This is a genomic window from Streptomyces sp. NBC_00234, assembly GCF_036195325.1.
In the GTDB taxonomy this organism is placed as follows: Bacteria; Actinomycetota; Actinomycetes; order Streptomycetales; family Streptomycetaceae; genus Streptomyces.
On record NZ_CP108101.1, the window covers coordinates 3,593,803 to 3,617,884 of the forward strand.

A 24,082-nucleotide genomic window follows, 5' to 3' on the forward strand; every position below is an offset into this window, starting at 1 on the left:
GCCATGGCCGCCGCCACCCCCATCGCCGTCATCACCGGCGCGAGCAGCGGCATCGGCGCCGCGACCGCCCGGCAGCTCGCCGCCGCCGGCTACCGCGTCGTGCTCACCGCCCGCCGCAAGGACCGCATCGAGGCGCTCGCCGCGGAGATCACCGAGGCGGGCCACGAAGCGACGGCGTACGCCCTGGACGTCACCGACCGCACCGCGGTCGACGAGTTCGCCACGGCCTTCCGCTCCCTCGCCCTCCTGGTCAACAACGCGGGCGGCGCGCTCGGCGCCGACCCCGTCGCGACCGGTGACCCGGCGGACTGGCGCCAGATGTACGAGACGAACGTCATCGGCACGCTCAACGTGACCCAGGCCCTGCTGCCCGCCCTCACCGCGAGCGGCGACGGCACGATCGTCATCCTCTCCTCCACCGCGGCCCTCTCCTCCTACGAGGGCGGCGGCGGTTACGTGGCCGCCAAGCACGGCGAGCACGTCCTCGCCGAGACCCTCCGTCTGGAGATCGTCGGCACGCCCGTCCGCGTCATCGAGGTCGCCCCCGGCATGGTCAAGACCGAGGAGTTCGCGACCACCCGCTTCCGCGGCGACACCGAGAAGGCGGCCAAGGTGTACGCGGGCGTCGACGCCCCCCTCACCGCATCCGACGTGGCCGACACGATCACCTGGGCCGTCACCCGCCCCAGCCACGTCAACATCGACCTCCTGGTCGTCCGCCCCCGCGCCCAGGCGTCCAACTCCAAGGTCCACCGCACCCTCTGACCCCGGCGGCGGACACCGCGGACTCCTCCCGCACCCCGGAACACGAAGGAGCCCCGGACCGCGAACGGCCCGGGGCTCCGGCTACGTCGACGCGCGGGGCTCACCCCTTCACGCACACGACCTGCTTCAGCTTCGCGACGACCTCGACCAGGTCCCTCTGCTGCTCGATGACCTGCTCGATCGGCTTGTACGCGGCCGGGATCTCGTCCACGACGCCGGAGTCCTTACGGCACTCCACACCCCGCGTCTGGTCCTCCAGGTCCTGCGTCGAGAACCGCCGCTTCGCCGCGTTCCGGCTCATCCGGCGGCCGGCACCGTGCGAGGCCGAGTTGAACGACTTCTCGCTCCCCAGACCCTTCACGATGTACGAGCCCGTCCCCATGGACCCGGGGATGATCCCGTACTCCCCCGAACCGGCACGGATCGCTCCCTTACGGGTGACCAGCAGGTCCATGCCCTCGTACCGCTCCTCCGCCACGTAGTTGTGGTGGCAGCTGATCTCCTGCTCGAAGGAGACCTTGGCCTTCTTGAACTCCTTGCGGACGACGTCCTTCAGGAGCCCCATCATGATCGCGCGGTTGTACTTCGCGTACTCCTGCGCCCAGAACAGGTCGTTGCGGTAGGCCGCCATCTGCGGGGTCTCGGCGATGAAGACCGCCAGGTCACGGTCGACCAGCCCCTGGTTGTGCGGCAGGCTCTGCGCGATCCCGATGTGGTGGTCGGCCAGCTCCTTGCCGATGTTCCGCGAACCGGAGTGCAGCATGAGCCACACGGACCCGTCCGTATCGATGCAGACCTCGCAGAAGTGGTTCCCGCTCCCGAGCGTTCCCATCTGCTTCGTGGCACGGTCCTGACGGAACTTGACCGCATCCGCGATCCCGTCGAAACGCCCCCAGAAGTCGTCCCAGCCCGCCGTCGGGAAGCCGTGCAGCCGCCCGGGCTCCACCACCGAGTCGTGCATCCCCCGGCCCACCGGAATCGCCTGCTCGATCTTCGACCGGAGCCGCGACAGATCACCCGGCAGATCGTTGGCCGTCAGGGACGTCTTCACCGCCGACATCCCGCAGCCGATGTCCACGCCCACCGCCGCCGGACAGACGGCACCGTGCATGGCGATCACCGACCCGACGGTCGCGCCCTTGCCGTAATGAACGTCCGGCATGACGGCGAGACCCTTGATCCAGGGCAGGGTGGCGACGTTGCGCAGCTGCTGCATCGCCCCGTCCTCGACCGAGGCCGGATCGGCCCACATGCGAATCGGAACCTTCGCCCCCGGTACCTCTACATACGACATAACCCCTCGATTCCCCCGAAAAGACTGAAAGCGCAAAACTGGCGCCAAGATCGGCAAACGCGTCGGTCGACCGGCATTCACAGCTGCGCGTGCGATACACATTGTGTCCATCGGCCGCCATCGGGCGGCAACCCGTTTTCGTACCGAAGGGAGCCTGGGACCGTGCGACACATGGCGTATGTACCCGGCGTCGCGCTCCTCGCAGCGCTCGTCGTCGGCTGCAGCGCGGGCTCGGACGGCAGTGCCTCCGACGCGGACAGCAAGCCGGGCAGCCCGACGGTCTCGGCCGCACCGCCCGGCAAGTACCGGACCCTGCCCGAGCCCTGCCGCGCGGTCCCGCGTTCCACCCTCAAGGACCTCCTGCCGGGCGCCGCCGAACTGCCCGAGGAACAGCAGGAGAAGGTGTACGAGGGCACGGCCGCCGTCACCTACGACACCGACCGCAAGGTCGGCTGCCGCTGGAAGTCCGAGTCCCCGGACATGTCCCGGAGCCTCGTCATCGACTTCGAGCGCGTCGTGTCGTACGACCCCGCGGTGAGCGACGACGACCGGGCCCGCGAGGTCTACACGAAGAAGGAGACCGCCGCCGACCTGCCGGCCGCCTCCACCCCCGGCGCGGACGAGGGGACACCCAAGGGCTCCGCGTCCCCCACCCCCTCGGCCGGCAAGAACGCCGGCACGGAAAGCGCCACCGGCACGGCCGACCCGACGGACGCCGCCACCACCGGCACTCCCGGCGCCGATGCCGAGGACCTGCAACCACGCGTCCTGGAGGGCCTCGGAGACGCCGCATTTCTGGACGATGCACTCACATCGGCAGGTTCCACCGCACACCAGCGCACGGTGAGCGTGGTATTCCGCACATCGAACGTCATCGTGACCGTCCGGTACACCGAGCAGCCGGCCCTCGTCACCAAGGTCCCCGACAGCAAGGAACTGCAGGAAAAGGCCCGCGCACTGGCCCGCAAGCTGGCCGAGACGCTCAGCGAATAGCCCCGGTCCGGCGGCCCCGCACACGCCCCTCCCGTCCGCACGAGGTTCGCGGCCGAGGCGGCATCCGGGCACCGTCCGACGTACCGTGGCCCTCCGGAACACCCTGCCCGACCGGCCGACCACCGGCCCGCCCGACCGAAGACCCGCACGAGACCGCGTGCCATCCGAGTGAAGGAACCATGCACCGATCAGCTCCGCGACTGTCCCGCATACTCGCCTGCGCCGCCGTCCCGGTGATGCTCGTCGTCGCCGGCTGCTCGTCGGACGACGGCAAGAAGAACGCGGACTCCTCCGCCTCCGCGAGCGCCAAGCCGACGGCTCCGACCGTCGAGCCGGCGAAGTTCGGGGAGCTCCCCGACCCGTGCAAGGCGATCGCGAAGAAGACGATCTCGTCCCTGGTCCCCAAGGCCAAGGTCAAGGGCGGCACACCGGGCAAGTCCAGCGACGTCTCGGCCCGCGCCGGCTGCTCCTGGAACGGCCTGGACGACAACGGCGTCAAGGGCTCGCAGTACCGCTGGCTCGACGTCGGCTTCACCCGCTTCGAGTCGGACCCGTCCCTGGGCAGCGGCGCCAAGCGCGCGACCGACGACTACACGAAGCAGGTCGCCAAGGCCGAGGCCACCGAGGGCGCGAAGAAGCTCTCGACCGCGGCCGTCGACGGCATCGGCGAGCAGGCCAGCGCCGTCACGTACGCCCTCACCAAGACGAGTGAGGACTTCAACTACGCGACGGTCGTGGCCCGTACGGGGAACGTCGTCGTCACCCTCACGTACAACGGCGCGGGTTACGCGGGCGCCAAGACGCCCTCCGCCTCCGACATCCTCAAGGGTGCCGAGAAGGCCGCGAAGGAGGCCGTCGCCTCGGTCGCCACCGCCAACACGTCCGCTCCCGACGACACCACCGGCACCAAGGCACCCGCCACGGGCAAGACCTCGGCCAAGCCGACCGCCAAGTCGTCCACCAAGACGTCCGCCAAGACCAAGTCCTAGGACAGCGCGCCGAGTCCCGGGAACCGGACACCGGAAACCGTCGGCACATCGTGACGTAGCCCGGCAGGGAGCCCCAACCACCCTGCCCACAGGCGCTTTTACGAAGCCCGGCCCCCACTCGGGAGCCGGGCTTCACCCCTCCCCGCGCAACGAGGGCCCCGGGCATGTGCCAGGCTGTGCCCGCGCCGGACGTCCGCTGCCGGACGGAGGCAACAGCCGAGGACAGAAGTCGGGGAGGGATCGCGCGTGGCCGCGATGCAGCTGACACGCACGCACCGGATACTCATCGGAATCGTCATCGCCGGTGCGGTGCTCATCGCCGCGATCGGGTTCGCCGGCTCGTACGCGGCCGTGCGCGAACTGGCCGTGGAGAAGGGCTTCGGGACGTTCTCGTACGTCTTCCCGATCGGCATCGACGCGGGCATCTGCGTCCTGCTCGCGCTCGACCTGCTGCTGACCTGGATGCGCATCCCGTTCCCGCTGCTGCGTCAGACCGCCTGGCTGCTGACCGCCGCGACGATCGCCTTCAACGGCGCCGCGGCCTGGCCCGACCCCCTGGGCACCGGCATGCACGCGGTGATCCCGATCCTGTTCGTCGTCTCCGTCGAGGCCGCCCGCCACGCCGTGGGCCGAATCGCCGACATCACGGCCGACAAGCACATGGAGGGTGTCCGCCTCACCCGCTGGCTGCTCTCCCCCGTCCCCACGTTCAAACTGTGGCGCCGGATGAAGCTCTGGGAGCTGCGCAGCTACGAGCAGGTCATCAAGCTCGAACAGGACCGGCTCATCTACCAGGCCCGCCTCCAGGCCCGCTTCGGGCGGAGCTGGCGCCGCAAGGCCCCGATCGAGTCGCTGATGCCGCTGCGCCTGGCGAAGTACGGCGTCCCGCTCGCCGAGACCGCCCCGGCCGGACTCGCCGCCGCGGGCATCGAACCGGCCCTGCTGCCGCCCGTGAATTCCGCCCAGCCGCAGGCCGAGCTGCCGTACGCACCGGCCCAGGAGCACACGCAGGCACCGGAGCAGGAGTACGCGCACGAGCACGAGCAGGGCAACGAGCGGGGCTACGAGAAGCAGCACGGCGCGCCCCACCCGCAGCAGCTGCCGCAGCAGCACGGGGACGACCTCCCCCAGGGCCCCCCGGGCCCCGGCTCCCACGACAGCCCCTGGTTCGCGGCGCCGCAGGTACCGGAGGACGCGTACGAGAGCGCGTACAACCCGACATACGTCGAGGGCCTGGAGCCCACCCCGGTCATGATTCCCTCGGGCCCCGGCCGGACCCGCCCCCTCGGTGACGTGGGCACGATCGGCGCGGTCCCCCACCCCCGTCAGGCGGAGCCCCAGGCCGTACAGCAGGGGCAGGGGCAGGGACAGCAGCAGCCCCAGCAGGAACCGCACCCCGAGCCCCAGGCCGAGCAGCCGCAGCAGGAGGCGGACCCGGCGGAGTGGGCCGAGGCAGAGGTCGAGTTCGGCGAGATCGCGTACGAGGTGTTCGCGGCGTACACGCACCAGCACCAGGACTACCCGAGCGCCGAGGTCCTCGACATACACCTCTCGGACGGCCACAACGTGCGGCACCCGCGCAGTGCGGCCCTGCTCCGCAGGCTGCTGCCGGGCTTCAAGCAGCGCTTCAACATGGACGAGGCCGCGAACCACATCGCGTGAGCCACGCGGCGGCCCGTCGCAGGACGGAGCCCGCACGACGGAGGGCCGTCACCCGGTGATCCGGGTGACGGCCCTCCGTCGTGTTGCAACAAAGGCCCTAGGCGCCGAGCAGCACACGCACCCGGTCCGCCCCCACCGCGAGGAGCAGCGTGGGCAGCCGCGGTCCGGTGTCCCGGCTGACCAGCAGCCGGTACAGCAGCGCGAAGAACGAGCGCTGGGCCACCTTCAGCTCCGGCGTCGGCTTGGCATCCGCGTCCAGACCGGCCAGCACCTTCGGTACGCCGTAGACGAGCGTGGTCAGCCCGTCGAGCGACCAGTGCGAGTCCAGCCCCTCCAGGAGCAGCCGGAGCGACTCCCGGCCCTGCTCGTCCAGCGAACCGAGCAGTTCCTTGTCCGGCTCGCCGCGGACGATGGTCCGCGCCTCGGCCGGGACCTGGCTGGTGATCCAGTTCTCGGCACGGTCGAGACGGGGCCGGGCCTCGTCGAGCGAGGCCAGCGGGTTCTCCGGGTCCAGCTCGCTGAGGATGCGCAGCGTCTGGTCCTCGGCCCCCGCCGTGATGTCGGCGACCGAGGCGAGCGTGCGGTACGGCAGCGGGTGCGCGGTGGCCGGCAGCGGGCCGGCGGCCGTGCCGATCGCCCGTGCGTAGGCGGCGGCGTCGGCCGGCAGCACGGAGCCTTCGGCGACCTTGCGCGCCAGCGAGTCCCACTCGTCGTACAGTCGCTGGATCTCCTGGTCGAAGGCGATCTTGAAGGACTGGTTGGGCCTGCGGCGCGCGTACAGCCAGCGCAGCAGCGGCGCCTCCATGATCTTCAGCGCGTCGGCCGGCGTGGGTACGCCGCCCTTGCTGGAGGACATCTTCGCCATGCCGGAGATGCCGACGAACGCGTACATCGGTCCGATCGGCTGGACGCCGTCGAAGATCTCGCGCACGATCTGGCCGCCGACGACGAACGAGGAGCCCGGCGAGGAGTGGTCCACACCGCTCGGCTCGAAGATCACGCCCTCGAACGCCCAGCGCATCGGCCAGTCGACCTTCCAGACCAGCTTGCCGCGGTTGAACTCGCTCAGCCGGACGGTCTCGGCGAAGCCGCAGGCCGAGCAGGTGTAGTTCAGCTCGGTGCTGTCGTCGTCGTACGAGGTGACGACGGTGAGGTCCTTCTCGCAGTTGCCGCAGTAGGGCTTGTACGGGAAGTAGCCGGCGGTGTTGCCGCTGCCGTCGTCCTCGTCCGCCGCGCCGGAGCCCTCCGCGGCCTCCAGCTCGGCCTCGTCGACCTTCTTCTGCTGCTGGGGCTTCTTGCCGCCCTTGGCCCCCGCGCCGGAGTCCTTCTTCGTCCGGTAGCGGTCGAGGACCGCGTCGATGTCGCCGCGGTGCCGCATGGCGTGCAGGATCTGCTCGCGGTACGTGCCCGCCGTGTACTGCTCCGTCTGGCTGATCGCGTCGTACTCGACACCGAGCTCGTCCAGCGCCCCGGTCATGGCGGCCTTGAAGTGCTCGGCCCAGTTCGGGTACGCCGATCCGGCCGGAGCGGGCACCGAGGTCAGCGGCTTGCCGATGTGCTCGGCCCAGGTCTCGTCCACGCCGGGGACGCCGGCCGGCACCTTGCGGTAGCGGTCGTAGTCGTCCCAGGAGATCAGGTGGCGGACGGTGAGGCCCCGGCGGCGGATCTCGTCCGCGACCAGGTGCGGCGTCATGACCTCGCGGAGGTTGCCCAGGTGAATGGGGCCCGACGGAGACAGACCGGAGGCGACGACGACCGGTTTGCCAGGCGCACGACGCTCCGATTCGGCGATGACATCGTCCGCGAAGCGGGAGACCCAGTCGGTCTCGGTGCTGGTCTGACTCTCGGCCACGGTCTGCACGTCCTTCTCTCGTTCATAGATCCCGTCGGGGGACGTCGCCATTCTCCCAGGTACCCCCCACAGCGCGAAAACGGCTTTACACAGCGTGGGATACTTGGGCGATCCCTTGTACCCCTACGGAAACGGCAGCCAGCTCATGGCCTCGGTCAATTCCCTCGCTTCCACGCTCCAGCAGCAGCTGGCGGACGCCCTGACGGCAGCTCTGCCGGATGTCGGCACCGCGGACCCGCTGCTGCGCCGAAGCGACCGGGCCGACTTCCAGGCCAACGGCATCCTCGCGCTCGCCAAGAAGCTCAAGGGCAACCCGCGCGAGCTCGCGTCCCAGGTCACCGCCGCCCTTCCGGCGGGCGAGCTGATCAAGGACATCGAGGTCTCGGGCCCCGGCTTCCTCAACATCACGCTGACCGACAAGGCGATCATCGAGACCCTGGCCGCGCGCGCCGCCGACGGCGACCGGCTCGGGGTCCCGTACGACACGGCCGCGGGCACCACGGTCATCGACTACGCCCAGCCGAACGTGGCCAAGGAGATGCACGTCGGCCACCTGCGTTCGGCGGTCATCGGTGACGCGATGGTGCAGATCCTGGAGTTCACCGGCGAGAACGTGGTCCGGCGCCACCACATCGGCGACTGGGGCACGCAGTTCGGCATGCTCATCCAGTACCTGATCGAGCACCCGCACGAGCTGGACCACCAGGGCGGCGCCGAGGACGGCGAAGCGGCCATGTCCTCGCTGAACCGCCTCTACAAGGCGTCGCGGGTGCTCTTCGACTCCGACGAGGAGTTCAAGGCCCGCTCCCGTGACCGGGTCGTGGCGCTCCAGGCCGGCGACGCGGAGACGCTCGCCATGTGGCAGCGCTTCGTGGACGAGTCGAAGATCTACTTCTACTCCGTCTTCAACAAGCTCGACATGGACATCCGCGACCCCGACGTCGTCGGCGAGTCCGGCTACAACGACATGCTCGAGGACACCTGCCGGATCCTGGAGGAGACGGGCGTCGCCGTCCGCTCCGAGGGTGCGCTGTGCGTGTTCTTCGACGACGTGAAGGGCCCCGACGGCAACAAGGTCCCGCTGATCGTCAAGAAGACGAACGGCGGCTACGGCTACGCGGCGACCGACCTCTCCGCGATCCGCGACCGGGTGCAGAACCTCAAGGCGAACACCCTGGTGTACGTGGTGGACGCCCGGCAGTCCCTGCACTTCAAGATGGTCTTCGAGACGGCCCGGCGCGCGGGCTGGCTCAACGAGGACGTGAAGGCGCACCAGCTGGCCTTCGGCACGGTGCTCGGCAAGGACGGCAAGCCGTTCAAGACCCGTGAGGGCGAGACGGTCCGGCTGGTGGACCTGCTCGACGAGGCGATCGACCGGGCGACGGCCGTGGTCCGCGAGAAGGCCGAGAAGGTGGGCCTGAGCGAGCAGGAGATCGTCGAGAACGGCGAGTACGTGGGCATCGGCGCCGTGAAGTACGCGGACCTGTCGACCTCCGCCGTCCGGGACTACAAGTTCGACCTGGACCAGATGGTGTCGCTCAACGGCGACACCTCGGTGTACCTCCAGTACGCGTACGCGCGTATCCGCTCCATCCTGCGCAAGGCCGGCGACGCGAAGCCGGTGGCGCACCCGGAGCTGGAACTGGCCCCGGCCGAGCGCGCGCTGGGGCTGCACCTGGACCAGTTCGGCGAGGTCCTGTCCGAGGTGGCCGCCGGATACGAGCCGCACAAGCTGGCCGCGTACCTCTACCAGCTGGCGTCGCTCTACACGACGTTCTACGACCAGTGCCACGTGCTGAGCGAGGACAACTCGGCCGAGGTGGTCGAGAACCGGCTCTTCCTCTGCGACGTGACCGCCCGCACCCTGCACCAGGGCATGGCGCTGCTCGGCATCCGGACGCCCGAGCGTCTCTGAGCATCTCTGAGCTTCACACGTCCGGCCATGTGTAAGGGGCCCCTTACACATGGCCGGACGACGCAGCGCTACGGACGCGGGGACCGACGCCCGCCCACTATCGTCAGCACCAGGAGTCCCACCCCGAGAAGGGCAGAGGCGATTCCCGCGGCAAGGAAGCCACCCGAGGACTCGCCCATCTGGGATACCCAAATAAGCAGGACACCGACGATGATCAGCATGATCATGTGACGGGTATAGCGCGACAACTGGGCGATCACTGGACTCGGTTCCTCACGTTCGCGGACAATACGCGGGCACCGTAGCAGCCCGGAATCGGCCGGAAGCCGCCTTACGTGCGGGCCTCATGGGGTCTATGGGCACCGCGAGCCCCGTGACCTGCGCCTTCCCGGTCCGCCCGTGCGCCTCAGTCCCGGTAGTCCGGCACCACCCGCCGCCTTCGCGACCTTCGCCATCGGCTTCCTGCTGCGCCCGCTCGGCGGCATCATCCTCGGTCGGGGCCCTCGCCCCGATCCTGCTGATCGTGCTGCGCCTGGTCCAGGGCATCGCGATCGGCGGGGAGTGGGGCGGCGCGGTACTGATCGCCGTGGAGAACGCCCCGCCCGGCAATGCCTCCTTCTTCGGATCGTTCGCCCAGCTCGGCTCGTCCGTCGGCGCCCTGCTCTCCACCAGCGCCTTCAGCCTGATGAGCCTCTTCGGCGACGAGGCGTTCAACGCCTGGGGCCGGCGCGTGCCCTTCCTCGCCTCCGCCGTACTGGTGATCATCGGCCTCATCGTCCGGGTGAAGCTGGAGGAGTCCCCGGTCATGGAGGACGTACACAAGGAACAGGAGACGAAGGGCGAGACCAAGCTGCCGGTCGTGGAGGTCTTCCAGAATGCCTGGCGCACGGTCCTCATCGGCGTCTTCGCCCTCGCCACCGCGACCGGCGGCTACTACGTCGTGACCAGCTTCCTGCTCTCGTACGGCACCGGAGACCTCCACCTGTCGGAGTCGATGCTGCTCAACGGCCTGACCCTGGCGGCGTTCCTGGAACTCCTCGTCACACCGTGGCTGTCCTGGCTCGCCGACAAGGTGGGACCGCACTAGGTCGTGATCGCCGGCCTGGTGGGCGTCATCGTCCTCTCGATCCCCCAGTTCATGGTGCTGGGCACCGGCAGCGTCGTACTCATCTGGCTGATGATGCTGGCCATGCGTCTCGTGATGTCGGCGCTGTACGGGCCCATCGCGTCGATCCTCGTAGAGGGCTTCGCCCCGCACGTCCGCTACACCGGCATCTCCCTCTCCTACCAGATCTGCAACATGATCTTCGGCGGCCTCGCACCCCTCGCCGCGGTCTCCCTCGCGGCAGCGGCGGGCGGCCACTACTGGCCCCCGGCGGTCATGCTGATGGCCATCTCGGCAGTCGGCATCGTCTGCACAGCACGCCTGCGCCGACTCGCCGTACAGCCGGCCGCCGTCCAGGACCGGACCCCGGCACGACAGGCGGTACCGACCGCCCCGTAACCCCGTTGGCGCCTGCCCGAACTCGCACCACACAACCTTGCCCGGCTCGCGCTCGCCCACCCCCCACCGGTCGGCGAGCGCGGCCACGAGCAGGAGCCCCCGCCCGGACTCCCCGTCCGGCTCCCGCACCCCCGGCTCACCGCCACCGCTGTCGTGGACCTCGATCCGCAGCGCCCGACCCTCCTCCCGCAGCAGCAACCGCACCTGGTACCCGCGCCCCGGCGGAACCTTGTGCACCAGCGCGTTGGTCGCCAGCTCGCTCGCACACAGCAGTACGTCGTCCAGCCGCGCCGCCCCGAACCCCCAGTCGACGGCCGCCGCTCGTACGAACTCCCGCGCTGCCGGGACCGATCGGCGCTCCCGCCGGTAGAACCGCTCGCGCAGCAGCGAGAGTTGCATCGTCTCGTTCATGGGACGAGAGTCACACTCCGTGACTAACGTGGAGCAGTACGTGCACCCGTACAGATTTCTTGTACGGGTCGCTCGTGCGTGAAGTACGGACGAGGGCGGGGAGTGGGGACCGTATGCACCCCAGGAAACGGCAGCGCAAGAACGCGTCGGCGATGAAGCTCGTAGGCAAACTGGTCAGCGTGTTCCGCATCGCGGCCGGCCTGACGCAGGCCCAGCTCGCGGACCGGGTCGGCCTCCAGGTGGAGACGATCGCCTCGATCGAGCAGGGCAGACGTGCACTACTCCCGGATCTGGCACGCCAGTTGGACCGGCTGCTGGAGACGAAGGGGGCGCTGGAGACGGCGGTGGAGAACATGCCGGAGGTCGACCTGATCCCGGCGTGGGCGGAGGAGTACATGGACCTGGAACAAGAGGCACTTGCTCTCTGCTTCTTCGCAAACCAGGTTCTGCCCGGGCTGCTTCAGACCGAGAACTACGCCCGAGCCGTCTTCGACAGCCGAGTCCCTACATTCAGTGGGGAAGAGATCGACGTTCATGTCTTCAAGCGACTGAAGCGTCAGGACATTCTGCGCCGCAAAGTACCCCCGACCACCAGCTTCGTCATCTCCGAGGCCACTCTGCGCGACCGCCTCGGCGGCAACGAGGTGTATCGGGAGACCTTGGGCCATCTTCGCGCCTGCGCCGATCTTCCGGGCATCACCCTCCAAGTCATGCCACTAGCCAGGCGGACTCACGCAGGGCTCGACGGGCCATTCATTCTGGTGGAAACGCCGGACTATCAGCGCATCGCTTACACCGAAAGCCAGCGCGGCAGCCAGCTCATCTCCGACCCCGACGAGATCAGCATCCTCGCGCAGAGGTATGCAATGCTGCGTACGCAGGCCCTCAACACCGAGGAGACGAGGGACCTGTTGGACGAGCTGCTAGGAGAGCAATGAGCACCGCACTTGAGTGGTTCAAGTCCAGCTACAGCGGCAGCGACGGCGGCGAATGCCTCGAAGTCGCCTACACCTGGCACAAGTCGAGCTACAGCGGCAGCGAGGGCGGGCAGTGCGTCGAGATCGCCGCCCACCCCACCGCCATCCACGTCCGGGACTCCAAGAACCCCGACGGCCCCACCCTCACCGTCGCGCCCACCACCTGGGCCGCCTTCGCCGGATTCGCCGCCGACCGGCGACTCGTCTGAGCCCCACGGGAGAGCTACCACCGCCATGGCTGTCATCCACCGCACCACACTGACGCCCACCAAGCTGGAACTCCTCGCCTCCTGGCTGCCCGCGCAGCCCTGGTACCGAGGCAAGGGACAGCAGCCCGAGCTGGCCAGGACCGGCGGGTTCCGGCTGGACGACCCGGAGGGCGAGGTGGGGATCGAGTTCATGGTGGTCACCGACACCTCGGGGGACCAACCGGTCTCGTACCACGTGCCGTTCAGCTACCGCGGCGCACCGATCGCGGGCGCCGACAAGGCGCTCATCGGCACGACCGAGCACGGGGTGCTGGGTCGGCGATGGGTGTACGACGGGACGCACGACCCGGTCCTGGTCGCCCAACTGTTCGCACTGATCGTCGGCGCGGCCGAGCCACAGATGCAGAGCGCGAGCGACGCCCCCGACCCGTCCGTCACCGGCTGGTTCGCGGAGCCCCCCACCACAGCCACGCTCACGTCCACGACCGACGACCCGGACGGCACGGACATCCTCGTGGAGACAGCAGCCGACGGACGCCAGCTGACCATCCGCATCAACCGCGTCCTCCAGCCGGGCCAGGGCCTCACCGCCCAGCCCCTGGGCCACGTCACCGCAGACGCACCACTGCCCGACGGCACCAAGGCCCGCACGGTGTTCGCCCTCGTTCAGCACCCCGCCGCATGAGCTGTGACGGCATCCGGACGCCCGAGCGCCTCTGATCACGTGGGCCGGGATATCGCTGGGGCGCACCCAGCGACAACCCGGCCGTCGTCAGTTGCCCTGCCCCTCCAGCGAATCCGAGATGTCCTCCCACTCGGCCTTATCGGACCGGTATTCGTACACGGGCCGGTCCCTCATGCTGCTCGTACGAAACGGCTTGCCGTTGTCGTCGATGCGCACGGTCCCGCTCCGGCCCCCGCTGGACCATTCCAGCTCCAGGTACCAGGTCACGTCGTGGCCCTCCGTGTGCGCGTCGACGTGGAACACCTCCACGTCGGTGGAGCTCACCCGGTACGGAAAGTCCTTCGCTGGAACGACCCTGCCGGCGTCCTCACCGGCGACCGGCTGCGAGGCGGGCTGGCTGTCGTCCAGGTCGATATCGAACGTCTGCGGCACGATGCCGCCCCCGCAGCCCTCCCCCATCGAGTACGCGGGCCAGTCGGTGGCCGCCGCCTGCGATACCACCCGTACATGAAGCGCGTTCAGAACGACCGCCTCCTGCGAAGCTCCCTGCAGGGTGAGCTCGAGCAGCATGTCTCCCCCGTCCACTCCGCCCAGTTGCGCCGCCCAGGCGCGCCTGTCCCTGTCCTGGACCTCGGGCGCCGGCGGCATGCCCTGGGGTTCCCGGTCGAGCAGGTAGTACTGCCCGCAGGGCCAATCCCAGTTGTACGAACTGATGGTGGCGGTCACCGGCACGCCCTGGGAACCGGTCCCCTTCCCTCCCTTTCCGTCCGCCCCCTTGGGGGCGGTGGACCTCGTGGCCGTGGCGGAGGGTGTCACGGAGCCGCTGGTCGCGGACGGCGAGGTTTTCGCAGGACTCGGTGACGGAGACATGCTGCCGCTCCGGCTCGGCGTGGCCGGTGCGTTGCTGCGGGACGTGTCCATGCCCTCGTCGTGCGTGCGGTCGCCCGTGTAGTTGCTGATCGCCAGCGCGGCGGGCACGGTGACCGCCACCACCGCGACGGCCGCGAGCAGGACACGCAGCCGCTTGCCGGACGGCCGTCCCGGGGCGGGCGCGGTAGCGGAGGGCCGCGCATCCGGGGTCACATCGTCAGCCGCTGACTCCGGTGCCGGTGTCGGAGCCGGTTCTGATTCCGGTTTCGGTTCCGCTTCCGGTTCCGGCGGCGAGGCCGCGAGCTCCGACGTCACCGCCGCCGGCTCGACCGCCCCGACAGCCTCCGCCTTCCGAGCACCTCGCCGCTTCGCCTCGTCGGCCAGAATCCACTGCCGGTGCAACGCCACCAGTTCGTCCGACTGCGCACGGCACACGCGCGCGAAGCGTTCGACCGGCGCATAGTCGTGCGGGACCGCGTCACCGTTGCAGTACCGGTGAATCGTGGAGGTGCTCATGTGCAGCTTCTGGGCGAGCGCTCCGTAACTCAGCCCGGAGCGCTGTTTCAGCCCCCTGAGCAATGCCGCGAAGTCCTGGATCTCCGTGCCCACCCCGACCGTTCCCCTCTCCTACCCTCCCGGAACGGCGTTCCAGGCAGGGGATGTCATCGCAGGTCAGAGGCCCTACTTCCGTTCCAGCGTCCCGTACCGACCGGCAACCGTTGCCACCGGCCTCGAGGGCCGGACACGATGTTGGAACACACCGCAGCAGCACCCCTGCAAGGGCACGCAGCGCGACTCGTGCATCCACCACTTGCCCGTCCCCGGGAGCCGCCGTGCGTACCCGTCCTCGACTCAGCCTGACCGATGTAGTGGCCGCAGGAGTTCTGATCGCCTCTGTCACGACCGTCATCGCACTCCCGCGGCACCTCTGACCCCACGTCATTGTCCAGTACACCCGTCAGCTCCCGGTGCGCCAAAGCGGCGCCCCACACTCCACGACACCTTCCGAACGGAAAAGACACCTCATGCGTAACCTTCACCTCCGCCGCGCCGCCCGCACCTCTGCCCTCGGGGCTGTCGCACTGATCGCATCCCTGTCGCTGACGGCCTGCCAGGGCGACGACGAAGCGGCGTCCGGCGGCAGCGCCTCCGCTCCGGCCGGCTCGTCCTCCCCGCCCCCGGCGGAGAGCTCCGGCGCCTCCGCCGACAAGAGCTCGGCGGCTCCGTCCACCGACCAGGGCAAGAACTCCTCCGCTCCGGACTCCGGTTCGGGTTCCGGTTCGGGCTCCGGTGACGATGCGTCCACGGCCGAGCCGCAGGACGTCGACGATGCAGTCGTGCTGGCATGCACCGGAACGAACACCAAGCTGACGATGACCGAGGTACAACGGCCGGTCAACCACATGCTGCTCACGATGACCAACACCGGTTCGAAGGCCTGCAACGCCTACTCCTACCCCTACCTGCGGTTCGGCGACGCCCAGTCCGTTCCGAAGACGTTCGACGACAGCAAGCCGCAGGCGGTGGCGACCATCAACCCGGGCGAGTCCGTCTACACCGGCGTCATGACCTCGGCCGCTGACGGCAGCGGCACGAACGGCTACTCCACCAAGGACCTGACCGTCAGCTTCCAGAACCGCGACGGCAACTCCGACGGCACCGGCTCTGCGGTCAAGGTGCCGCTCGCCAAGAGCGTGTTCGTGGACAGCAGCCTGAGCGTCACCTACTGGCAGACGAGCATGGACGATGCGCTCACGTACTGAGCAGTACGGCTCGCAGCACCTGCGCCGTCGCCGGCCGCACCCCGTGGAGACATCAACCGCAGTCGCCGCATGAGCTGTCCCTGAGTACGACGACTCATGCGGCGATCCCGGGCGCGGAGTTGACTCGTACACATGCCCGATGACCTCACCAGTCCCCGCGACTCCCGCGCCTGGATCGCCCCGCTCGTCTCCACACTCGTCACGCTGCCGCTCGCGTTCTTCGCCCTGGTCTTCGGCGCGCTCTCGCCGATGGCCTGCGACTCCTGCATGGACGCCGAGGCCGACCGCTTCGACGCGAGCTTCGGCCCGGCGTGGACGGTGCTCTGCTGCGGCCTGGTGCTCGCACTGATCCTGCTGGTGGCCGCCTGGGCACTCCCGTGGCGGCCACGCAACGCCGCCCGCAGGGTGCTCGTCACCGTGCTCGCGCCCGCCACGGTGTTCCTCACCTACGTGACGTTCGCGGCCCTGGTCGACTGGCCGTAACAGAGACCGGGAGAGACCGGGACCCTAGCCCCGCCCCAACCGCTGCGCGACCTCGGTCGCCCAGTACGTCAGGATCATCTGCGCACCCGCCCGGCGGATCCCCGTCAGGCTCTCCATGATCGCGGCATCCCGGTCGATCCAGCCCCGCTCGGCCGCTGCCTCGATCATCGAGTACTCACCACTGATCTGGTACGCGGCGACCGGCACGTCCACCGACTCCGCGACCTTCGCCAGGACGTCCAGGTACGGTCCGGCCGGCTTCACCATGACCATGTCGGCGCCCTCTTCGAGGTCGAGCGCCAGCTCGCGCAGCGACTCACGGGCGTTCGCCGGGTCCTGCTGGTACGTCTTGCGGTCGCCCTTCAGCGAGGAACCGACCGCCTCACGGAACGGCCCGTAGAACGCGGACGAGTACTTCGCCGTGTAGGCGAGGATCGACACGTCCTCGTACCCGGTCTGGTCCAGCGCGTCACGGACGACACCGACCTGGCCGTCCATCATTCCGCTGGGGCCGACCACATGGGCGCCCGCGTCGGCCTGGACCTGCGCCATCTCGGCGTACCGCTCCAGCGTGGCGTCGTTGTCGACGCGGCCGTCGTCCGTCAGGACACCGCAGTGACCGTGATCGGTGTACTCGTCCAGACAGAGGTCGGACATGACGACGAGATCGTCACCGACCTCTTCCCGCACCGCGCGCAGGGCGACCTGGAGGATGCCGTCCGGGTCCGTGCCCGCCGTGCCCCGGGCGTCCTTCTTCTCGTCCACCGGGACACCGAAGAGCATGATCCCCGAGACACCGGCCGACACCGCGTCCACGGCGGCCTTCCGCAGGGTGTCCAGGGTGTGCTGCTGCACGCCGGGCATGGCCGAGATGGCGACCGGCGCGTCGATGCCCTCGCGTACGAACGCGGGGAGGATCAGGTTCGCCGGGTCGAGCCGGGTCTCGGCGACCATGCGTCGCATCACGGGCGTCGTCCGCAGCCGCCGGGGGCGGGAGCCGGGGAAGTTTCCGTACACAGTCATCCTTCGACGATAGACCCGTACACAGCGGCCTCTTACCGACACCCGCGCCGGAAAACGCGGCAGGGGCCCGGCCGCCGAAGCAGCCGGACCCCCCACACCCGCAGCCGGACCGGTCAGGTCGTCGTACGACGACGACGCGCACCCGGGCGCCGCTCGCTCGGCCGGGTCACCGGGTCACCGGCCTCCTTGGCCGCGTCCCGGCGCTGTGCGCCGAACGCCGCGAGCGCCTCGGCCAGCTTGTGCACCGACGGCTCGGGGGACAGCACGTCCACCCGCAGTCCGTGCTCCTCGGCGGTCTTCGCCGTGGCCGGGCCGATACACGCGATCACCGTCACGTTGTGCGGCTTGCCCGCGATACCGACGAGGTTCCGCACGGTCGACGACGAGGTGAAGAGCACCGCGTCGAAACCGCCGCCCTTGATGGCCTCACGCGTGTCGGCGGGCGGCGGCGAGGCCCGGACCGTGCGGTACGCGGTGACGTCGTCGACCTCCCAGCCCAGCTCGATGAGCCCGGCCACCAGGGTCTCGGTGGCGATGTCGGCGCGCGGCAGGAAGACACGGTCGATCGGGTCGAAGACCGGGTCGTACGGCGGCCAGTCCTCCAGCAGCCCGGCAGCGGACTGCTCGCCGGACGGCACCAGGTCCGGCTTCACACCGAAGTCGATCAGCGCGGCGGCCGTCTGCTCACCGACGGCCGCGACCTTGATCCCGGCGAAGGCACGGGCGTCGAGCCCGTACTCCTCGAACTTCTCCCGGACGGCCTTCACGGCATTGACCGAAGTGAAGGCGATCCACTCGTAGCGGCCCGTCACCAGGCCCTTGACCGCGCGCTCCATCTGCTGCGGCGTACGCGGCGGCTCGACGGCGATCGTCGGCACCTCGTGCGGCACGGCGCCGTAGGAACGAAGCTGGTCGGAGAGCGAAGCCGCCTGCTCCTTGGTACGCGGCACGAGCACCTTCCAGCCGAACATCGGCTTGGACTCGAACCACGCGAGCTGTTCGCGCTGGGCGGCGGAGCTGCGTTCCCCGACCACGGCTATGACGGGCTGGTGCCCGTCCGGCGACGGGAGCACCTTCGTCTGCTTGAACAGCTGGGCGATCGTCCCGAGCGTCGCCGTCCAGGTGCGCTGGCGGGTCGTGGTGCCGGCGATCGTGACGGTCAGCGGGGTGTCGGGCTTGCGGCCCGCCGAGACCAGCTCACCGGCAGCCGCGGCCACCGCGTCGAGCGTCGTGGACACGACGGCCGTGGCATCGCTCGCCCCGACCTCGGCCCAGCAGCGGTCCGACGCGGTACGGGCGTCGACGAAACGCACGTCGGTGCCCTGGGCGTCGCGCAGCGGCACACCGGCGTACGCGGGCACGCCCACGACGTTGGCGACACCGGGCACGACCTCGAAGGGCACGCCCGCGGCGGCACAGGCGAGCATCTCCGCGCCCGCGCTGCCGTCGAGGCCGGGGTCACCCGAAATGGCTCGGACGACCCGCCTGCCGCCCTTCGCTGCCTCCATGACAAGATTGGCCGCATCCCTGAGAACGGGTACTCCGGCGGCCGTTGACGCCACGTCAACAACCGTCAGCTCAGGCGTGCTTACGCCTGCCCGCGCATGGCGGCGAACGACGTCGAGAACGTCCGGTTCGGCGACAAGGACGTCCGCGCTCGCGAGCGCCTCGACAGCGCGCAGAGTCAGCAGTCCCGGGTCGCCGGGACCGGCGCCGAGGAAGGTGACGTGCCCTGCGGGCAGGACAGGAAAGTCGGATGCGGCGGGGCCGGTGGGGCTCAAAGTGCTCGCTCCCCCATAAGACCGGCCGCACCCTTGGCAAGCATCTCGGCCGCGAGCTCGCGACCGAGGGCCGCCGCGTCGTCGTGCGACGTGGGGACGGGACCGGTGGTGGACAGCTGCACCAGCGAGGAACCGTCGGTGGAACCGACGACACCGCGCAGGCGCAGTTCGTTGACAGTCTGACCGTCGACCAGGAGGTCGGCCAGCGCACCCACAGGTGCGGAGCAGCCGGCCTCCAGGGCGGCGAGCAGGGCACGCTCGGCGGTCACGGCGGCCCGGGTGTACGGGTCGTCGAGCTCGGCGAGCGCGGCGGCGAGGTCCGTGCTGGTTGCAGCACATTCGATCGCCAGTGCTCCCTGACCGGGAGCGGGCAGAACGGTGTCGACCGGCAGGAAGTCGGTCACCTCACCGGTCCGGCCGAGGCGGCTGAGCCCGGCGGCGGCGAGTACCACCGCGTCGAGCTCCCCGCTTCGTACAAATCCGATACGCGTATCGACGTTGCCCCGGATCGGCACGGTCTCGATGTCGAGGCCGTGGGACCGGGCGTACGCGTTGAGCTGCGCCATGCGGCGCGGCGAGCCGGTGCCGATGCGGGCACCGGACGGCAGCTGCTCGAAGGTCAGCCCGTCCCGCGCCACCAGCACGTCACGCGGGTCCTCGCGCTGCGGCACGGCCGCGAGGACGAGGCCCTCGGGCTGGGCCGTCGGCAGGTCCTTCAGCGAGTGGACGGCGAAGTCCACCTCGCCGCGCAGGAGCGCCTCGCGCAGCGCGGCGACGAATACGCCGGTCCCGCCGATCTGCGCGAGATGCTCCTTGGAGGTGTCTCCGTACGTGGTGATCTCGACGAGCTCGACGGCACGTCCGGTCACCTCCCTGACCGCTTCTGCGACCAGGCCGGACTGCGCCATGGCGAGCTTGCTGCGGCGGGTGCCCAGCCTGAGCGGCGCCGGGGCCGGCGCGCCCAGGGATGAGTTGTCGGTCATGACCGCCCTCTATTCGGGTCGTTCAGGTCTGCCCGGGAGACGGCGGCGACCGTCTGCGGGTCAAGGTCGAAGAGTTCCCGCAGCGCATCGGCGTACCCGGCGCCGCCGGGCTCGCTGGCGAGCTGCTTGACCCGCACGGTGGGCGCGTGCAGGAGCTTGTCGACGACGCGGCGCACGGTCTGCGTGATCTCGGCGCGCTGCTTCTCGTCCAGGTCGGGGAGGCGTCCGTCGAGCCGCGCGATCTCGCCGGCCACCACATCGGCGGCCATGGTGCGCAGGGCGACGACGGTCGGGGTGATGTGGGCGGCGCGCTGCGCGGCACCGAAGGCGGCGACCTCGTCGGCGACGATGGTGCGCACCTGGTCCACATCGGCGGCCATCGGGGCGTCCGCGGACGCCTCGGCGAGCGACTCGATGTCGACGAGGCGCACACCGTCGATGCGGTGGGCCGCACCGTCGATGTCGCGCGGCATGGCGAGGTCCAGGAGCGCGAGCCGGACGGGGCGGGAGCCGGAGCTCTGCGCGGGCACGGTGGCCCGGCGGACGGTCCGTTCCTGCGCGGTCGCGGTGGCGGAACCGTTCTCCACCCAGGCGGCGTGCTGGTCGAGCTCCGCCGTGGCGGCGAAGGGTGCGGCCGGCACCTCGGCAGCGGCGTCGAACGGCGCTCCGAGCGCTTCGGCGACGGCCTCGGCGGTCAGGACGAGCCCGGTCGCGCCGGTGCAGGAGACGACGACATCGGCACGTGTCAGTTCGCCGGAGACACCGGCCATCTCCACGGCACGGGCCGTCGTACCGCTCTGCCCGAGGATCTCGACGAGCCGGTCGGCGCGGGCCCTGGTCCGGTTGGCGACGACGATCTCGGCGACACCGGCGCGGGCCAGGGTTGCGGCGGCGAGCGAGGACATCGAGCCGGCGCCGATCACCAGGGCTCGCTTGCCGCCCGCCCAGTCGGTGACCTCGCCGCCGTCGGCGAGCTGTTCGAGACCGAAGGTGACGAGCGACTGCCCGGCCCGGTCGATCCCGGTCTCGCTGTGGGCACGCTTGCCGACCCGCAGCGCCTGCTGGAAGAGGTCGTTGAGGAGGCGTCCCGCGGTGTGGAGCTCCTGCCCCAGCGCGAGCGCGTCCTTGATCTGGCCGAGGATCTGGCCCTCGCCCACGACCATCGAGTCCAGACCGCAGGCCACCGAGAAGAGGTGGTGGACGGCCCGGTCCTCGTAGTGCACATAGAGATAGGGAGTGAGCTCGTCGAGACCGACCCCGCTGTGCTGGGCGAGCAGGGTGGACAGCTCGGCGACGCCCGCGTGGAACTTGTCCACGTCGGCGTACAGCTCGATGCGGTTGCAGGTGGCCAGCACGGCGGCCTCGGTCGCGGGCTCCGCGGCGAGGGTGTCCTGCAACAGCTTGGCCTGGGTCTCGGCGGCCAGCGAGGCCCGCTCCAGTACGGAGACGGGAGCGCTGCGGTGGCTCAGACCTACGACGAGGAGGCTCATGCCGGCATCACGGCGGGCATGTCCCCGTCGGGTCCCTTCCGGCTCGCGGGCGTGGCACGCAGGGGCGGTGCGTCGGCCTGGTCGGCGTTGTTCCCGGCGGCTTCCTCGCCGGCCTTGCGCTGCTCGTGGAACGCGAGGATCTGGAGCTCGATGGAGAGGTCGACCTTGCGCACGTCGACCCCGTCGGGCACGGAGAGAACCGTCGGAGCGAAGTTCAGGATGGAGGTCACACCCGCGGCGACGAGCCGGTCGCAGACCTGCTGCGCGGCACCGGCCGGAGTGGAGATGACACCGATCGACACCCCGTTGTCGCTGATGATCTTCTCCAGCTCATCGCTGTGCTGGACGGCGATCCCGGCGACGGGCGTACCCGCCATGGCGGGGTCGGCGTCGATCAGGGCCGCGACCCGGAAACCGCGGGAGGCGAAGCCGCCGTAGTTCGCGAGGGCGGCGCCGAGGTTACCGATACCGACGATGACGACCGGCCAGTCCTGGGTGAGCCCGAGCTCACGGGAGATCTGGTAGACGAGATACTCGACGTCGTACCCGACACCACGCGTGCCGTAGGACCCCAGGTAGCTGAAGTCCTTGCGGAGCTTGGCGGAGTTGACCCCCGCCGCCGCGGCGAGTTCCTCGGACGAGACCGTGGGAACCGAGCGCTCGGAGAGCGCCGTCAATGCGCGGAGATACAGCGGAAGTCGGGCGACGGTGGCCTCGGGAATTCCTCGGCTACGGGTCGCCGGTCGGTGAGTTCGGCCAGTTGCCACGGTGCTCCTGCGGGATGAGCGGGGCTGCAGGCGGCCGTATGTCCCAAGACCGCCCCGTCGAATGCAGGCTATGTCTTTGTGAACGCGTGCACAAAGATAGTGTCCGTTTTGTCCGGTCAAAGTGACCGGGGTCACGCGCATTCCCGGCGCGATCCCGGAACCATGGACCGCATCAGCCCGTTGCGGGCGCGAAGGGGGCAAGGCGGTACACACTCCTCACGTCTACGCCCCCGAGACCACTCAAAACGCCCATGATGTTAACCGGGTTTCGGTCAGGCACCCAGCGCGCTGCGCAACCTCGCCGGATCCACCCGCCAGAACGTGTGCTGCTCGTCGTCGACGAGCACGACGGGAATCTGCTCCCAGTACTCCTTGTACAGCGCCTCGTCCTGCGTGATGTCCTTCTCCACCCACGACGCGCCGGTCTCCTCGCAGACGGCGCGCACCACCAGCCTGGCGTCGTCACAGAGGTGGCACCCCGGCTTTCCCACCAGGGTCACCACACGGTCCGCGGGCTTCTTCTTCGTACGACGCAACAGTGCACTCATGCCTACATTCTGCGCCCGCCCGCACCCCTCCGGCGGGCTCCCGGCACCCCCGCGCACACCCGCCCGGAATCACCCGTTTAACAATCCGGCCCCGGAGAGTTCACACCTTCGCATCCCAGCAGGTCCGGCAGTGACGAACAGACTGGCTATGCTCACGACATGGCCGCTCTTGGATGGCTCACACCCCGTAGGCGCTCCGCGACAGCACGGAGCGTCCTGGCAGGCGAGGCAGCAGCCGAGGCAGCGCGGAAGTCGTCACTCTCCGCCGACGAGCCCCTGCTTCCCACGGAGGCCGAGGAACCCGAGTTCCCGGTCGCCGGGGACGACCGTGCCGCGGCCTTCTTCGACCTCGACAACACCGTGATGCAGGGCGCCGCGATCTTCCACTTCGGCCGCGGCCTGTACAAGCGGAAGTTCTTCCAGCGCCGCGAGCTCACCCGCTTCGCCTGGCAGCAGGCGTGGTTCAGGCTGGCCGGCGTCGAGGACCCGGAGCACATGCAGGACGCCCGCGACAGCGCCCTGTCCATCGTCAAGGGCCACCGCGTCTCCGAGCTGATGTCCATCGGCGAGGAGATCTATGACGAGTACATGGCCGACCGCATCTGGCCCGGCACCCGCGCCCTCGCCCAGGCCCACCTGGACGCCGGGCAGAAGGTCTGGCTCGTCACGGCCGCCCCGGTGGAGACCGCCACGATCATCGCCCGCCGCCTCGGACTGACCGGCGCGCTGGGTACGGTCGCCGAGTCGGTCGACGGCGTCTATACGGGACGCCTCGTCGGCGAGCCGCTGCACGGACCCGCGAAGGCCGAGGCGGTACGCGCCCTGGCGGCGGCCGAGGGCCTGGACCTGGAGCGCTGCGCGGCCTACAGCGACTCCCACAACGACATCCCGATGCTCTCCCTGGTCGGCCACCCGTACGCGATCAACCCGGACACCAAGCTCCGCAAGCACGCCCGCGCCCTGGACTGGCGCCTGCGCGACTACCGCACCGGCCGCAAGGCGGCGAAGGTCGGCATCCCGGCGGCGGCCGGCGTGGGCGCCCTGGCCGGCGGCACCGCGGCGGCGGTCGCCCTGCACCGCCGCCGCCGCTGACCCACCGGCGCACCCGCCCCGGCCCC

General features: G+C 69.9%; 22 protein-coding genes and 1 pseudogene. 13 read left to right on the forward strand and 10 right to left on the reverse strand.

From position 1 onward, the window contains the following. Window positions 1-3 precede the first annotated feature (3 nt). Window positions 4-765 carry an SDR family oxidoreductase gene (locus OG230_RS15505; RefSeq protein ID WP_328910805.1) on the forward strand — a complete coding sequence of 254 codons (762 nt, stop codon included), beginning with the start codon at window positions 4-6 and terminating at the stop codon, window positions 763-765. 100 nt (window positions 766-865) lie between these two features. Here the strand turns inward: OG230_RS15505 and OG230_RS15510 are convergent, their stop codons facing one another. Next, complete coding sequence (locus tag OG230_RS15510) at window positions 866-2,059, reverse strand: RtcB family protein (protein WP_328910806.1); 1,194 nt, start codon at window positions 2,057-2,059, stop codon at window positions 866-868. Window positions 2,060-2,230: 171 nt separating this feature from the next. Here OG230_RS15510 and OG230_RS15515 point away from each other — a divergent pair, with 171 nt between their 5' ends. The 3 genes from OG230_RS15515 (at window position 2,231) to OG230_RS15525 (ending at window position 5,703) form a co-directional block, all read left to right on the forward strand. Then, a complete protein-coding gene (locus OG230_RS15515; protein ID WP_328910807.1) occupies window positions 2,231-3,052 on the forward strand; it encodes a DUF3558 domain-containing protein in 822 nt (273 codons plus the stop codon). A 179-nt stretch (window positions 3,053-3,231) separates the two neighbouring features. Next, the gene (locus OG230_RS15520) at window positions 3,232-4,041 is read left to right on the forward strand and encodes a DUF3558 family protein (RefSeq protein WP_328910808.1); all 810 of its coding nucleotides are present in this window, start codon (window positions 3,232-3,234) and stop codon (window positions 4,039-4,041) included. Window positions 4,042-4,287: 246 nt separating this feature from the next. Beyond that, window positions 4,288-5,703 carry a DUF2637 domain-containing protein gene (locus tag OG230_RS15525; RefSeq protein WP_328910809.1) on the forward strand — a complete coding sequence of 472 codons (1,416 nt, stop codon included), beginning with the start codon at window positions 4,288-4,290 and terminating at the stop codon, window positions 5,701-5,703. A gap of 97 nt (window positions 5,704-5,800) precedes the next feature. Here the strand turns inward: OG230_RS15525 and lysS are convergent, their stop codons facing one another. Beyond that, a complete protein-coding gene (gene lysS, locus OG230_RS15530) occupies window positions 5,801-7,564 on the reverse strand; it encodes a lysine--tRNA ligase (RefSeq protein WP_328911412.1) in 1,764 nt (587 codons plus the stop codon). A 136-nt stretch (window positions 7,565-7,700) separates the two neighbouring features. Between lysS and argS the strand changes: the two genes are divergently transcribed. From argS to OG230_RS15545, 3 genes are all read left to right on the forward strand, one after another. After that, window positions 7,701-9,470, forward strand: a complete 1,770-nt coding sequence (gene argS / locus OG230_RS15535; protein WP_328911413.1) for an arginine--tRNA ligase — start codon at window positions 7,701-7,703, stop codon at window positions 9,468-9,470. Between the two features lie 523 nt (window positions 9,471-9,993). Next, window positions 9,994-10,557: an MFS transporter gene (locus tag OG230_RS15540; RefSeq protein WP_328910810.1), complete on the forward strand. Its 564-nt coding sequence runs from the start codon at window positions 9,994-9,996 to the stop codon at window positions 10,555-10,557. A gap of 3 nt (window positions 10,558-10,560) precedes the next feature. Further along, window positions 10,561-10,974 carry a hypothetical protein gene (locus tag OG230_RS15545; RefSeq protein ID WP_328910811.1) on the forward strand — a complete coding sequence of 138 codons (414 nt, stop codon included), beginning with the start codon at window positions 10,561-10,563 and terminating at the stop codon, window positions 10,972-10,974. A 9-nt stretch (window positions 10,975-10,983) separates the two neighbouring features. Here the strand turns inward: OG230_RS15545 and OG230_RS15550 are convergent. Then, window positions 10,984-11,385: pseudogene (locus tag OG230_RS15550) on the reverse strand (ATP-binding protein); the annotation flags it as partial. A 113-nt stretch (window positions 11,386-11,498) separates the two neighbouring features. Here OG230_RS15550 and OG230_RS15555 point away from each other — a divergent pair. Genes OG230_RS15555 through OG230_RS15565 form a run of 3 tightly spaced genes read left to right on the forward strand, consistent with a single transcriptional unit; the run spans window position 11,499 to window position 13,256 of the window. Beyond that, the gene (locus OG230_RS15555) at window positions 11,499-12,323 is read left to right on the forward strand and encodes a helix-turn-helix domain-containing protein (protein WP_328910812.1); all 825 of its coding nucleotides are present in this window, start codon (window positions 11,499-11,501) and stop codon (window positions 12,321-12,323) included. Beyond that, window positions 12,320-12,571, forward strand: a complete 252-nt coding sequence (locus tag OG230_RS15560; protein WP_328910813.1) for a DUF397 domain-containing protein — start codon at window positions 12,320-12,322, stop codon at window positions 12,569-12,571. Before OG230_RS15555 ends, OG230_RS15560 begins: the two co-directional genes overlap by 4 nt. Before the next feature lie 25 nt (window positions 12,572-12,596). Beyond that, window positions 12,597-13,256, forward strand: a complete 660-nt coding sequence (locus OG230_RS15565; RefSeq protein ID WP_328910814.1) for a maltokinase N-terminal cap-like domain-containing protein — start codon at window positions 12,597-12,599, stop codon at window positions 13,254-13,256. A gap of 87 nt (window positions 13,257-13,343) precedes the next feature. Here OG230_RS15565 and OG230_RS15570 read toward each other — a convergent pair whose 3' ends face one another. Then, window positions 13,344-14,735: a helix-turn-helix domain-containing protein gene (locus OG230_RS15570; protein WP_328910815.1), complete on the reverse strand. Its 1,392-nt coding sequence runs from the start codon at window positions 14,733-14,735 to the stop codon at window positions 13,344-13,346. A gap of 416 nt (window positions 14,736-15,151) precedes the next feature. Between OG230_RS15570 and OG230_RS15575 the strand changes: the two genes are divergently transcribed. Together OG230_RS15575 and OG230_RS15580 are read left to right on the forward strand one after the other, a co-directional pair. Continuing rightward, window positions 15,152-15,889: a DUF4232 domain-containing protein gene (locus OG230_RS15575; protein ID WP_328910816.1), complete on the forward strand. Its 738-nt coding sequence runs from the start codon at window positions 15,152-15,154 to the stop codon at window positions 15,887-15,889. 132 nt (window positions 15,890-16,021) lie between these two features. After that, window positions 16,022-16,372, forward strand: coding sequence for a hypothetical protein (locus tag OG230_RS15580; protein ID WP_328910817.1), 351 nt, complete (start codon window positions 16,022-16,024; stop codon window positions 16,370-16,372). A gap of 24 nt (window positions 16,373-16,396) precedes the next feature. Here the strand turns inward: OG230_RS15580 and hemB are convergent, their stop codons facing one another. From hemB to OG230_RS15610, 6 genes are all read right to left on the reverse strand, one after another. Next, the gene (gene hemB / locus OG230_RS15585; protein ID WP_328910818.1) at window positions 16,397-17,395 is read right to left on the reverse strand and encodes a porphobilinogen synthase; all 999 of its coding nucleotides are present in this window, start codon (window positions 17,393-17,395) and stop codon (window positions 16,397-16,399) included. A 113-nt stretch (window positions 17,396-17,508) separates the two neighbouring features. Continuing rightward, window positions 17,509-19,176, reverse strand: a complete 1,668-nt coding sequence (locus OG230_RS15590; protein WP_328910819.1) for a bifunctional uroporphyrinogen-III C-methyltransferase/uroporphyrinogen-III synthase — start codon at window positions 19,174-19,176, stop codon at window positions 17,509-17,511. After that, complete coding sequence (hemC, locus tag OG230_RS15595) at window positions 19,173-20,159, reverse strand: hydroxymethylbilane synthase (RefSeq protein ID WP_328910820.1); 987 nt, start codon at window positions 20,157-20,159, stop codon at window positions 19,173-19,175. Before hemC ends, OG230_RS15590 begins: the two co-directional genes overlap by 4 nt. Further along, entirely contained in the window at window positions 20,156-21,649 is a 1,494-nt protein-coding gene (locus OG230_RS15600; protein ID WP_328910821.1) for a glutamyl-tRNA reductase, read from the reverse strand. Before OG230_RS15600 ends, hemC begins: the two co-directional genes overlap by 4 nt. Further along, window positions 21,646-22,416, reverse strand: coding sequence for a redox-sensing transcriptional repressor Rex (locus tag OG230_RS15605; RefSeq protein WP_328910822.1), 771 nt, complete (start codon window positions 22,414-22,416; stop codon window positions 21,646-21,648). The genes OG230_RS15600 and OG230_RS15605 overlap by 4 nt, the downstream gene beginning before the upstream one ends. 272 nt (window positions 22,417-22,688) lie before the next feature. Next, window positions 22,689-22,964, reverse strand: a complete 276-nt coding sequence (locus OG230_RS15610) for a glutaredoxin family protein (protein WP_328910823.1) — start codon at window positions 22,962-22,964, stop codon at window positions 22,689-22,691. A 159-nt stretch (window positions 22,965-23,123) separates the two neighbouring features. On the opposite strand from OG230_RS15610, the gene OG230_RS15615 reads away from it, so the two are divergent. Continuing rightward, window positions 23,124-24,056 carry an HAD family hydrolase gene (locus OG230_RS15615; RefSeq protein ID WP_328910824.1) on the forward strand — a complete coding sequence of 311 codons (933 nt, stop codon included), beginning with the start codon at window positions 23,124-23,126 and terminating at the stop codon, window positions 24,054-24,056. Window positions 24,057-24,082: the final 26 nt, after the last annotated feature.